Below are 12,691 nucleotides of genomic sequence, written 5' to 3' on the forward strand. Positions count from 1 at the left end.
TTAATCTGATAAAAGCGCGTGTTTTTCTCTTAACATACATAGCGCTTGATTTTCTTTAACTCTCATTTTTTTTCTTTCTTCAGGAGTTTGATCATCATATCCAAGCATATGCAGGAGAGAGTGAATAACATAACGAGAGATCTCTTCGTATAGAAGATCAGAATCTTCTGCACGATCTTTCAAAAAACGTATAGCAGCTTTTGGGCTAATGAAAGCTTCACCAAGAATGTGAGGTTGAGAAGACGTTCCTGGAGAATCTATAGGTAAAGTAATGGTATCTGTTAGAGAAGGATCTGAAAATACTTCGTCATGAAGTTGAGCTAAAGATTCATCATCTAAAAAGTAAATATATACTTGATCCGTATGAACTTCCCAATGTTGTAAGCAATAAAGGACTAATTTTTTCGCTGATTGTATCCGAATAGGAACATCGTTTTGCTTGTTAGAGATGCAAACCTGTATAGAAACTTTCTTCAAGATAAATCAGCGTAAATTTTTATTTCATTACAGGAGTTTTAGGAAGGCCTGTAGCTTTTTTTGCTGTAACATCATTCCAACGGCCTAGTTTACGTAAAACGTCTATCCGTTCAAAACGTTTAAGTACGTTTCTCTTAGTTTCCCCTTTAATGGATTTACCGTAACTACGATGTCGTGACATAACTGATACTCTAGTAACTAACTAATTTGCGGAATAAAAACACTTTCATTGCTTACAGCATTTTTATGTGCCTTATAAGCGATTCTTGGAGCGGGTTTTGGATGAGTAATTGCGTAAACTGGCTTACGCTTTTTTGGACTCACTGCTCTTCGACGAGCTTGTTTACTCATGCGTGTCATAAGATAACTCGATATTTAACTTTTTAATTCTCCGAAGTGATCGAGAGGAAGATCGGAGACTTATAATTAAGAGAAAGGATAATCAAAGGAACGTTTTTTTTCAATAGGATGACCCATTTATTACAGAGGATTTTTGCTTAGAGCTTCAGTAATTGGAGAACAGGAGGTATTTGATCCTGAAGTAAGCACTCCACAGGAGATAATATATTTGAATGCATCTTCGATTTTCATATCCAAGAAAGTAATATCAGATTTTTTAAAAAGGGTGAGAAAACCTGAAGTGGGGTTAGGTGTTGTGGGGATAAACACTGTAATCATAGGATCTTCGGGATCATCTGAGCAAATGTGTGGTGCGTCTCCTGCAACGAGGCCGATGCAGCGTGTTTGTGCATTAGGGAAGGGAACCATAACAACTTGTTTGAACGATCCGGATTGTGATCCGAAGATGGTGGTCATGACTTGTTGAGCAGCCTTATAAACAGTTTTTATAATAGGGATTTTATGAAGAATTTTATCATAAATAGAGAGCAGGGATTTAAAAATCATTAAACGAGCAAGGAATCCCAAAAGGACGGTAGCGAAGAATAATCCGAACAAAAGGATGATTTGCAAAACAAATTTTAATAGAGCTTTGTGTTTAGCATAAAAGCTAATGCGTTCGAAAAATCCTGAAACTAGGCCAACAAAAGGTTGCGTAAGGAAATTTATGATCATTCCAACAATAGCAAGGGTGATTGCTAGAGGGAGGAGGATAACCAGACCTGTAATAAAGTGTTTTTTCATAAATCGCTATTGTTGTGTTAGAGATTTTCTAATTTTAATTAAATCTAATATAAGAGCAGAGTTTGTAATATGACTCCATAACATTTTGTTAGATTTTTCTCATAATATCGATAATTAGGATATTTATATTCCTTATGGTTAATTTTTGTTAGCATTTTTCCATGCTTTTTTTTTCTAAAGATTTTTCAATCTTTTATATTTAATAGGAATCTCCATGGAAGATCTTTGCATTCTTCAGCATAGTCAATCCCTATTCGAGGTGTTTGTGTGATTCTCCCCGAGGCTTTCTCTTTGCTTATATGCAGATGGGGAGAGGTAAGCGCATGGGTATTGTGTTCCAGGGTAAGATTGAGAGCTTGGCATACTTTCCCCGGTCCGTTGGTGAGTAGATGTTTGGGTTTATTTTGCCATTGGCGTCTTTGGATCATAATATCTTCTCCTTCATAAGGAAGGATAGCACGAATCAATACTGCGTGGGGGAGATCTTGCTTTGCGGTTACTACGTTGAATAAGGAATGCATACCGTAGCAACGGTAGATATAGGCAATACCCCCACGACTATACATAGGGCTATTTCTTTTTGTTTTCCTATAGTTATAGGCGTGACAGGCTTTATCATCCGGTCCGCGATACGCTTCTGTTTCTACAATAAATCCTGAAGTTATTTTTCCTGAGATTTTCGTTATGAGAATGTGTCCTAGTAACTCTTTTGCTAGATGAAGAACATCATCGTGTAGGAAGAAACTTTCAGGAAGCATTACTCTGTTTTCCTTTTTCTTCTAGTTCTGGGTTTCTTTTCTGGATTGGATGATTTTTTCTCGCTTTTCTTTGGCGTTTTTGTAACCAACGACCAAGTAATTGCCTGATTGAGGAGATTTACTTCCGAGAGTTTGACCTCTATAGTTGCTCCGGGGCGCATTTTACTTGGAAGATCATCGGGAGAGGTTTTCTTTTTTAAGGAGTATTCTTTAGGTAATTGCGCTGCTGGGATGAAACCTTCTTGGCAAAACTCTGGAACTGTGAAGGAAATCCCTTCAGGAGTTGTTGTGATAATGAAGCCTTTATAAATTGTTTCAGGTTGTTCTTTTAAGAACTTATCTAAGAAGCGGGTCTTTTTAAGATTTTCGAAAGCAAATTCAGCTTTTGCGGCTATGCGTTCTTGTGTTGAACAGGCTCGTACGATGTGTTCTAGGCGAGTTTCTTCTATCGACATGGGGTGAAATAGCAGTCTATGCACAACAAGATCGATATAACGACGGATTGGGCTTGTAAAGTGTGTATAAAAGTCGAGTTTTAATCCGTAATGGCCTTTATTTTCTGTTGAATATGAGGCAGTTTTCATGCTGCGGACAAACTGTGAATGTAGAATGGCTTCTAGAGGGTGCCCTGCAGAGCTTTCTTGTAGTAGATATTGGTAATCGGGTTCTTGAGCTGGGGTCATAATAATATCAAACCCCATACCTTTTGCCATTTCCTGGAAGGAAAGTAGGCTTTCATCGTTTGGAGATTCGTGAATTCTAAATGGTAGAGTGACTCCCTGGTGGGAAATATGGTAGGCGATGACTTCGTTAGCTTTAAGCATAAACTCTTCAATAAGTTTATGCGATAGCGTTTGTCGTGTTTCTATAAGAGCTACAGGCTCTTGTAGGTTGTCGAGAGCCATAGTAAATGAGGGTAGGACAAGGCGTATGCACCCACGTTTTTCTCTAATATCTGCGAATTTTTCGCTTAACTCTGCCATAGCAAGGAGAGTTTTTGATATAGGATGGGGTTGTTTATTTTCTACAATCTCATCTACTTCATCATAGGTCATCCGGTATTTACTGCGAATTACGCTACGAAATACCTCGTAATCGGATAAATGGCCTTCCTTAGTGAAAGTCATGAATACAGAAACAGCAAGCCTATCTACGTTGGGTTTTAAGCTGCAAAGGTTATCAGAAAGAGCTGAAGGCAACATGGGGATTACTTTCCCAGGAAAGTAGATAGAGTTGCATCTTTTACTTGCTTCTTGATCTAGAGCAGAATGTGGCGTTACGTAGTGAGAGACGTCTGCAATATGGACGCCAAGAATATAGTTGTCATTATTGTCATAAGTTAGCGATACGGCATCATCGAAATCTTTTGCAGTTATCGAATCGATAGTAAAGCAAAGGAGATCGCGAAGGTCTTTTCGTGATCGTAGAGCTTGGTTGATATGTTTTTGTGAGAAATGGCTAGTTTCTTCGATAACAGCTTCCGGAAATTCCTCTTCAATAGCGTATTCAGCTTTTATGCAGGGGAAGTCCGCTTTAGCATTGGAGATATTGCCGATAAATTCGAGCATTTCCAATGGAGGAGGTTCTTTAGATTCGGGTTTTTCCTTCCATGCGGGGGTGCTAAGTAATAAACGATCCCCAAGTTTATAAGAACGTTTAGGGAGAAGTTTTGCTTTTACAGGAATATCTGGGCCTAAGGCATTAACACAAACGAGAGCGGTTGTTCCATCAATTATTGAGGTTATAGTTCCTACAAGAACTGTCTTCCCTCTTGAAACAACTTGGTGGATCATGCCTTTTCTTTTTTCTCCTTCTTTAGAATTTGGGAAAAGAGAGACGATAACATGATCTCCATCTAGAGCACCTTTAAGGTCTCTTGCGGGAATAAAAATATCAAAGGGGTACTCCTCAGGATGGTCAGGTGTGACAAATCCAAAGCCTTTCTTAGCGTGAACAAATAAGACGCCGGAAATTAAGATTTGCTTAGAGCTTCTTCTAAAGCCTTGGGGTTTTCTTTTTCTTATTTTTTTCACCAACTTTGCTCCACGTCTGGAATTATGATTTTCATGGGTTTACCTAGCCTTTGTTGGATGTTTTTAATGCAAAGATATTTTTATGAATAGGGTTAAAAAGAAAATTCCCTATTCTCCGGAGAGAAATAGGGAATAAAAGATAAGTTTTTTAGGATATTAATCGTTAGGTTTATCTACGATTTCAACATCCGCTTCCTCGATGTTCTCATTGTTCGAGTTTGAAGAAGCTGAATTTCCTGCAGGTGGCTTTGTGCTGAAGCTATGTTTTTTCAAATCTTCTGTATTGATATTGGGACCACCCTGAGCGTTAGCAGCTGAAGATGCAGCAGCTGATGCAGATTGCGATTGCATAGCTTCTCCTATCTTTTGCATATGACGGCTAAGCTCTTCGGAAGCATCTTTGATTTTCTCTACAGGAGCCTCTTCTTTAAGAACTGTGCGAACTTTTTCTATACGCTCTTCAATTTCTTTTACTAAAGATTCAGGGATATTGTCTTTATAATCACTGATTGCTTTTTCAGCTCTGAAGATCATACTGTCAGCTTCGTTTCTTGCGTCAGAAGCTTCGCGGCGTTTTTTATCTTCTTCTTTGTGTTTCTCAGCATCGTTGATCATTCTTTGGATTTCATCTTCTTTTAATCCTGAACTTGCTTCGATGCGGATTTTTTGCTCACGACCGCTAGCAGCATCTTTTGCAGATACGTGAAGAATCCCGTTAGCATCGATATCGAAAGTTACTTCGATTTGAGGATGTCCTCGAGGTGCTGGAGGGATATCTGTAAGGTCAAATCTTCCAATTTCCTTATTGTCTTTTGCCATGGGGCGTTCCCCTTGTAAAACAACAATAGTTACTGCGGGTTGGTTATCTGCAGCTGTTGAGAAAATTTGTTTTTTCTGCGTAGGGATCGTAGTGTTTCTCTCTACGAGGGGGGTCATCACTCCTCCGAGAGTTTCGATACCTAAGGAAAGAGGAATCACGTCAAGCAATAGAACATCTTTTACTTCGCCACCAAGAACGCCCCCTTGAATAGCAGCTCCAATAGCAACAACTTCATCAGGGTTTACGCCTTTATTTGGCTCTTTACCGAAGATAGATTTTACTACTTCCTGAACTGCAGGCATTCTTGACATACCTCCAACAAGCAAGACATCATCAATATCGCTTGCAGAGAGTTTTGCATCAGCTAAGGCCTTTTGACATGGGGCTTTTGTACGCTCGAGTAAAGTAGAAGCCAGCTTTTCAAAATGTGCACGTGTTAATGTTAGTGTTAAGTGTTTAGGCCCACTAGCATCCATAGTGATAAATGGCTGATTAATCTCTGTGGAAGATACTCCCGAAAGTTCTATTTTTGCCTTTTCAGCAGCATCTTTTAGTCTTTGAAGAGCCATATTATCTTTGCTGAGATCGATGCCTTCTTGTTTTTTGAATTCTTCGATCATCCATTTAATGATAACTTCATCGAAATCATCGCCTCCTAAATGGGTGTCCCCATTTGTAGAGAGAACTTCAAATACGCCATCACCGATTTCTAAGATGGAGATATCGAAAGTTCCTCCACCAAGGTCAAAAACAGCAATTTTTTTATCACCAGCTTTATCAATTCCATAAGCAAGAGCCGCAGCTGTTGGTTCAGGAATAATACGTTTAACGTCTAAGCCGGCGATGCGTCCAGCGTCTTTTGTAGAAGCTCTTTGAGAATCATTGAAATAAGCAGGAACGGTAATGACAGCTTCTGTAACAGGTTCTCCGAGATATGCTTCTGCAGTTTCTTTCATCTTTATTAGAACTTGAGCACCAATTTCTTCAGGAGTGTATTGTTTCCCATCTACTAGGAAGACAACATCACCGTTAGATCCTGAAGCCACCTTGTAGGGTACAGTTTTAATTTCAGATTCTACTTCGGAATGCTTTCTTCCAATGAAACGTTTTGTAGAAGCTAAGGTTTTTTCAGGATTTGTAACAGCCTGTCTTTTTGCAGGAATCCCTACTAAGGTTTCGTTTCCTTTGAATGCTACGATAGAAGGTGTTGTACGTGTTCCTTCTGAAGAGGTAATGACTTTAGCTTGCCCGCCTTCCATTACAGATACGCAGGAGTTTGTTGTTCCTAAGTCTATCCCTATAATTTTACTAGATTTTTTTTGTTCACTCATGATTCTTACCTAATCTCTAGGGGGTTTATTTTATTTTTCTACTTCTTCTTTTTCTTGAGGCGCTGGAGCTTTTGCTACCTTGACTTTTGCAACGCGTATGGGACGCTCACCGATTTTATAGCCTTTAGAAAATTCTTCCACGATAGTCCCTTCGGGGACTTTTGTTGTTTCTTCTGTTTCCACCGCTTCATGTAAAAATGGATTAAATTTTTGTCCTACTGAGGAGTATTCAACAATGCCTTTCTCTTCAAAAACTTGTTTAAATTGTTGTAGGATCATATTGAATCCTAATGCCCAATTTTTCACTTCGTCTGACATTTGTGATGCAAATCCTAAAGCTTTCTCCATACTTTCGATAGGTACTAAAAAGTCTATAAGGGCATTTTCGACTGCATACTGCATCATTTCTTGACGTTCTTTTTGCATACGCTTGCGGGCATTTTCTGATTCCGCAAGGACCATTAAGTATTTATCATTTTTTTCTTTTAGCTCTGCTTTTAGCGTGGCTATTTCTTGTTGGAGATCCTGAATCTCATTATCTGGGATAGGAAGAGAAGGATTTTCTGTCTCATGTTCATTAGAGGAATCTGTCATGATGTCTCCTTAGGGGGTAACAGTTTTATAGAAGAGTATCTTGCCAGTAATGTAGGTTCTTTAGAGAGTGTAGGATCGGAAGGACAAGGTCTTCTGAAGGATAATTTAAACTTATAAAAACTTTGTGTCAGGCTTGCTTTAATTTTATCTGCAAATATTGTGAGGGTTTTAAAAATCTCCTTATAAGGAAGATTTACAGGGCCTAGCACGCCAAAGGCTCCTAATGGAGTGCGGTTCATGTAATAAGGAATCGTAATCACAGCACATTGTGGATTTGGGGTTCTAAAAATATCAGAAAGCTCATTACCTATAAATGCTGTAGGGCGGTCTCTATGCATCCCAATATCTAAAAGCTTGCACATATGGCGGCGGTTTTCGAAAAATGATAACCCTAAAGCTAGCATGTCGGGATCTTTGAAAGACTCATATCTTAGGAGTTTTGATAATCCTGTTTGATATAGATCTTCCTCACTGAAATTACAGTAGCGGGTAAGATACCGTACCACGACTTCGTTGTATAAGGTCATTCCTATATCTTCTTCTTTTTGTGAAAGAATCTCCATGGGAGATTGCTTACGAACATAACTTTGAAGAAATATTTCAATGCGTTTTAAAGAAGCAGGATTTGACGCTTCGGATAGCCATAGGGTATCTGTAAATATCTGACCAAATTCTGTAGATAAAATCACAACAGCCCGTTGTTCATCTACAAGAGAAAGCTGGATATTGGTTACAGAGTCATTGTCAAATCGCGGTGAAGAGAAACATGTCGGAAGTTGGAGGGCTTCTCCTAAGAGTTCCGATGCCTTTTGTAAATCCTTAACAATATTTTGGCTCTCTTCAGGTAGCTGGTTTAACAGATTGATTGTAGATTCAGGAAGCTCATCCTGAGAACAATCTGCACAATGGTCCACATAATAACGAAAAGCTAAATCCGTAGGGATTCTTCCTCCGGAGATGTGATTTTTCTTTAAAAATCCTTCCGCCTCTAACTCTGAAAAATAATTGCGAATAGTTGCTGTACTCAGATTGGAGCCTTCATATTCCTTCAAAGTTTTTGATCCGACCGGATGACCTGTTTTTAAATACAGCTCTGTCGTCGTTAAGAGTATGTAAAGAATCTTAGACTCTCGTTTCGAGATCCATGATCTGGACATGTCGGTTTTCCAATATAAGTAATCCGTTCGCTGGTGATTATTATAGGAAAACAGTCTCCGAAGGTCAAGGTTGTTTAGCACTCGATTCTAAAGAATGCTAATTTTTCTCTAAGAAATAGGAGAGAAACCGCGAGGTTTTGGGAAATAATTCTTACACCAATTGAAAAAATCTTTTGGTTCTACGAAAAACTTTTCTCTGGACCGAGATTCTATTTCAAGGACTCCGGAGTTTTGGAAAGTCTTGCCGAGAATGAGTTTATACGGAATGCCAATAAGATCGCTATCCTTTAATTTAAATCCAAGTCTTTCATTGCGATCATCTAATAGAGGAGCGTAGCCGTAATTTTGGAGATCTTTATAGATTTTTTCAGCAGCTTCTTGAGATGCGGCATCACCACCGTTATAGAGAATGGCGATATCAAAAGGAGCGATTGCTTTAGGCCAGACGATACCACGATCGTCGGCAAGTTGTTCTATACAGGCAGCTAGGGTTCTGCCGATGCCAATGCCATAGGTCCCCATCCAACAGGTTTGTTGCTCTTCCTGTTCGTTTTGGAAGCCCACTTCAAAACATTCCGTGTAGCGTGTGCCTAGATTGAAAATATGGGCAACTTCTACACCTTCAAAGACTTCATAAGGAGCATTGCCGTTTGCTGGACAAAGGTCTCCGGCTTCAGCAAGGAGAAAATCTCCATATTCAGGTCGTGGAATGTCCCTATCCCAGTTGACGTTTTTATAGTGTTTGTCTTTGGTATTTCCTGCGCAGATGAAGTTGGTCATACAGCGTGTAGTTTCATCAGCATAGAGTTCAATAGGACAGTTTAAAGGACCAATAAAGCCTTTTTCAGTTCCTAGATGTTGTTGTAGTTCTTCATCTGAAGCAAGAATGCACTCATCGGCATTGAGTTTAGAGCGTATTTTAGTCAGATTGATCTGACGATCTCCTCGGATGCTTATAGCTACAAACTTGTCTTTTTCTCCATAGGAGAGCTTTACCACAAGAGTCTTAATGATTTTGTGGGAAGGAAGAGAGAAAAAATCTTGGAGATGTTCCATGGTGCGTACGTCAGGTGTGGCGACTTCTTCTATAGGGAGATGTTCTTTATCGTACGTGTATTGTGGAGGTTGTGAAACTGCAGCTTCAATATTCGCGCCGTAAGCGCCGCTCACACAAATAGTGTCTTCGCCTAGGGAGCAAAGAACATGGAATTCTTCCGATTTTCCCTTGCCGATTTTCCCTCCGTCAGCTTCTACGATAACGTACTTAATTTCTAGTCTATCGAAGATGTTTTGGTAGGCTTGTCTTAGCTTGGCGTATTGTTCATTCATCTGTTCTGGAGAATCTGAGAAGGTATAGCTATCCTCCATGAGGAATTCTCTAGCACGCATCAAGCCGAATCTTGGTCGGATTTCATCTCGGAATTTTGTTGCAATTTGATACAGATGGATGGGGAGTTGTTTCCTGCCTGATAGCCATTGAGAAACAAACATAGAAACGACTTCTTCATGCGTAGGGGCAAGACAGAGTTCCTTATCTTCTCTATCCGTTAAGGTATAGAGTAGGCCTTCGGAACGAAAGGCTTCCCAACGGCCTGTCTTTTGCCAAAGCTCTGCGGGATGAAGAATAGGAAGTACAAGTTCTTGACCTCCAATAGCATTCAGCTCTTCGCGAACGATATCCATCATTTTCAGAGCTACACGCCAGAATAGCGGGGTGTAGGTGTAGATTCCTTTTGCTGTCTTGAAAATGTATCCAGCCTTTTCTAGAAGTTCATAGGATAAAACAGCGGCTTCTTTATTCGCATTTTTAGAAGTTTTGTAAAAAAGCTGAGAAGTTTTCATAAGGAGACAGTTACAGATCTTTGATTTTAACCAGCAGATACCGAAATGGATACCGCTTTCTTCATTGAAATATGTGGGTTGTTACGAAGCGAAGATCTTAACATAGCGGTCTTTCTTGATCAATTGCTAACATTAATCATTAAAATAATTTACTTTTAATTAAGATTATTTGCTCTCTTCTTTTGTTTTTAACAAATAAATGCCCAATTAGATATAAATATAGTTAGTTAAAAAGTGGGTTTTTTAAATTTTTTTATTCGGTAATCCTATGTCATCAGTAAGTGGAAATCTTGGTCAGAATCCTAATCCTATTCCAGAAGATCCAAATAATCGTTTAGATAATGCGGAGGCTTCTTCTAGGGATCAAGGAGAGGGTGCAGCCAGTGGGGTTACTGAGACGGGATTAAGTGTGGATGTTGTGTCTACTGGACAGGTGTCGACCATAAGTCCTGCGATTAGTGGGATACAAAACATTGCCAGTGAGATTATGGCTGTAGGTGTACCTACAGCTTTACCTCCAACATTACCCGAAGCTGCGGGTTTTGTTGAAGAAGTCGCTACTGATTTCTTTGACGACGACGGTCTCAGTAGGGAAGATTCAGAGAATTTAGAGGAAGCAGCTGCAGATTTATTTGCTGGTGTTAGTGAATCTAAAGAGCTAGTTGATGGTTTGAGAGGAAGACTAGCAAACTTCCAGAAGACGCAACCGGGAACCACAAAGCAAACATCTAGAAAATCTCGACTTGAAGAAGGTGAAGATGTCCCAGATCTTGAAGAGCAGTTTCTTGACCTGCGTCGCAATTATGCTGTATTAAATGGTCGTGCGAACCAATTAGAAAGTAATACGTCTAGGTTCATGGCTGATTTAGCCAATATGCACCGTACATTAATGAATGTATCTTTGGAAGAATTTTACGGTATTTTCGGAGGTGAGTCTGATCGCTTCCGCGCAGACTTGCAAAGTCTGGGGATAATTTATGACAACGGTGGTTGGAGAATTTATTCTCAAGGAGTGATTCCTAGATTAACTTTAGAGGCTCAAAATCTGCGTACTGCTTTGGAAAATCTCTATATCCCAACAGAGGAAGAGTTCATAAAAGCAGCGACAGAAGATATCTCTTGTTGTCGAGCTCTTATCAATAGATTAAAGGCACTATGGAATACGTTGGTGCAGATGTTTCACGCTCTGTACGATAAGGCGCTATTTTACCTATTTTGGCTTGCGAAAAAGATTCGTAGGCAGCAGCCTTTGACGAGTCAGGGTGAAAAAAATCCTAAATTTGAAAATCCTTTCGCATCTACTTCGGGGTCTACTGGGGAGAGTGAAAGTACAGCTTCTGTAAGATCTTCAGTTTCTGGAAGAGGCGATATATCCGATGAGGAGATGATACGTCGTCCCGAAGATAACACTGTAGAAACTCAAGATGTTGATAATCAAGATGAGGAAAGCAGAGAAGACACCGAGGGCAATTCTCAAGATTAAATAAAGAAAGAAAGAAAGGTTCTTACAATCTGTTTGAGTATTGTTTTTTTTAAAATGCTCTAGTATGTTCACCCATGTTACTACGGATTGTTTAGGACATCTTTGTTTATGAATATTAAAAGAAAACGCTCACTACTAGTGTGTTTAGGGGCGGTGTTTTTTCTAATTACGGCTTGCTGCCCTTTTGCGGATAAAAACACTACCTGCTCTCCTAAAAAGTATCTTCCTGTTGTAAGTCATCTTTTAGAACTTTGTGATTTGCCAGAGGTAGAAACCCCAGAGGAATTAGTAAAGGTAACTCAGCCTTTATTATTAACTCGAGAGCAGCGTATGGCTGTGAATTTCGATTCTGTACCCTTAAAGGATGATCATGCTTTTTATAATGATCTTTCTTTATTAAGAATGACGCAGGTAGTTCCTGCTTACGCAGCTACCTATGGTAGTGCGGTAATCTTTGGCGGTACACTTATAAGTATTCGTCAGCGTTTAGATTTCCTTGTTCGTGAATGGCATCGCGGTGTACGTTTCAAAAAGATCATTTTCCTCTCTGGAAAACGCGGGCGCTACGCTAAGGTTGAAAACCCTGATCAATTTTATGACAGCCGTCATAATCCCTTTCCTATAGAAGAGAATTGGAATCCTAGGGAACATAAGCTTCCTTCTTCAGAAGATGAAATCGCTAGATTTGTTTGGTCGCAGATGGTCGTTCCTGCTTCTTGGAGAGATCCTTCAGGGAGTGTTGAAGTAGAGTTTCTAGTTGCCGAGCCTGCAGAGGGGCAAGAATACGGAACACGTCATGATACATTAAAAATTTTTCGTGCGTATCATGGAGATTGTTCCGAGCGTATTTTATTCGTCAGTAGCCAGCCTTTCATTCATTTAGACCGTTCCCGTGTTGTCAAGCACTTTGATAAGGAAAAGTATGACATTGCTGGTCCTGGATTTGCGCAGGCGGTTTTAAAACATAACTGGGCTCCTAGAGTATGTCTACATTCTTTAGCTGCGTGGGTAGGTGAAACTAACGGCTATCTTGTACTATCTCAGGAGTAGCCC

Annotated in this window: 12 protein-coding genes; 2 read left to right on the forward strand and 10 right to left on the reverse strand. The window is 39.7% G+C overall.

Annotated features, from left to right (window positions below):
- From ybeY to CCA_RS01255, 10 genes are all read right to left on the reverse strand, one after another.
- Positions 1-477, reverse strand: a complete 477-nt coding sequence (gene ybeY, locus CCA_RS01220) for an rRNA maturation RNase YbeY (RefSeq protein ID WP_011006204.1) — start codon at positions 475-477, stop codon at positions 1-3.
- A 19-nt stretch (positions 478-496) separates the two neighbouring features.
- Complete coding sequence (locus tag CCA_RS05230) at positions 497-658, reverse strand: small basic protein (RefSeq protein WP_011006205.1); 162 nt, start codon at positions 656-658, stop codon at positions 497-499.
- A 17-nt stretch (positions 659-675) separates the two neighbouring features.
- Entirely contained in the window at positions 676-837 is a 162-nt protein-coding gene (locus CCA_RS05285; protein WP_011006206.1) for a hypothetical protein, read from the reverse strand.
- A gap of 120 nt (positions 838-957) precedes the next feature.
- Complete coding sequence (locus CCA_RS01225) at positions 958-1,620, reverse strand: DUF502 domain-containing protein (RefSeq protein WP_011006207.1); 663 nt, start codon at positions 1,618-1,620, stop codon at positions 958-960.
- Positions 1,621-1,805: 185 nt separating this feature from the next.
- Entirely contained in the window at positions 1,806-2,378 is a 573-nt protein-coding gene (locus tag CCA_RS01230; protein ID WP_011006208.1) for a DNA-3-methyladenine glycosylase, read from the reverse strand.
- Positions 2,378-4,402 carry a ribonuclease R family protein gene (locus CCA_RS01235; protein WP_370919299.1) on the reverse strand — a complete coding sequence of 675 codons (2,025 nt, stop codon included), beginning with the start codon at positions 4,400-4,402 and terminating at the stop codon, positions 2,378-2,380. Before CCA_RS01235 ends, CCA_RS01230 begins: the two co-directional genes overlap by 1 nt.
- Positions 4,403-4,567: 165 nt before the next feature.
- Positions 4,568-6,562 carry a molecular chaperone DnaK gene (gene dnaK / locus CCA_RS01240; protein WP_011006210.1) on the reverse strand — a complete coding sequence of 665 codons (1,995 nt, stop codon included), beginning with the start codon at positions 6,560-6,562 and terminating at the stop codon, positions 4,568-4,570.
- Between the two features lie 30 nt (positions 6,563-6,592).
- Positions 6,593-7,156, reverse strand: a complete 564-nt coding sequence (locus tag CCA_RS01245; protein ID WP_011006211.1) for a nucleotide exchange factor GrpE — start codon at positions 7,154-7,156, stop codon at positions 6,593-6,595.
- Positions 7,153-8,313 carry a heat-inducible transcriptional repressor HrcA gene (gene hrcA, locus CCA_RS01250; RefSeq protein WP_011006212.1) on the reverse strand — a complete coding sequence of 387 codons (1,161 nt, stop codon included), beginning with the start codon at positions 8,311-8,313 and terminating at the stop codon, positions 7,153-7,155. The genes CCA_RS01245 and hrcA overlap by 4 nt, the downstream gene beginning before the upstream one ends.
- A 108-nt stretch (positions 8,314-8,421) precedes the next feature.
- Complete coding sequence (locus CCA_RS01255; protein WP_011006213.1) at positions 8,422-10,155, reverse strand: proline--tRNA ligase; 1,734 nt, start codon at positions 10,153-10,155, stop codon at positions 8,422-8,424.
- Positions 10,156-10,423: 268 nt separating this feature from the next.
- Between CCA_RS01255 and CCA_RS01260 the strand changes: the two genes are divergently transcribed.
- Positions 10,424-11,638 carry a CT392 family protein gene (locus tag CCA_RS01260; RefSeq protein WP_011006214.1) on the forward strand — a complete coding sequence of 405 codons (1,215 nt, stop codon included), beginning with the start codon at positions 10,424-10,426 and terminating at the stop codon, positions 11,636-11,638.
- 108 nt (positions 11,639-11,746) lie between these two features.
- Positions 11,747-12,688: a hypothetical protein gene (locus CCA_RS01265; RefSeq protein WP_011006215.1), complete on the forward strand. Its 942-nt coding sequence runs from the start codon at positions 11,747-11,749 to the stop codon at positions 12,686-12,688.
- Positions 12,689-12,691 lie beyond the last annotated feature (3 nt).

The sequence above is a fragment of the Chlamydia caviae GPIC genome (assembly GCF_000007605.1).
GTDB classification, from domain to species: Bacteria; Chlamydiota; Chlamydiia; order Chlamydiales; family Chlamydiaceae; genus Chlamydia; species Chlamydia caviae.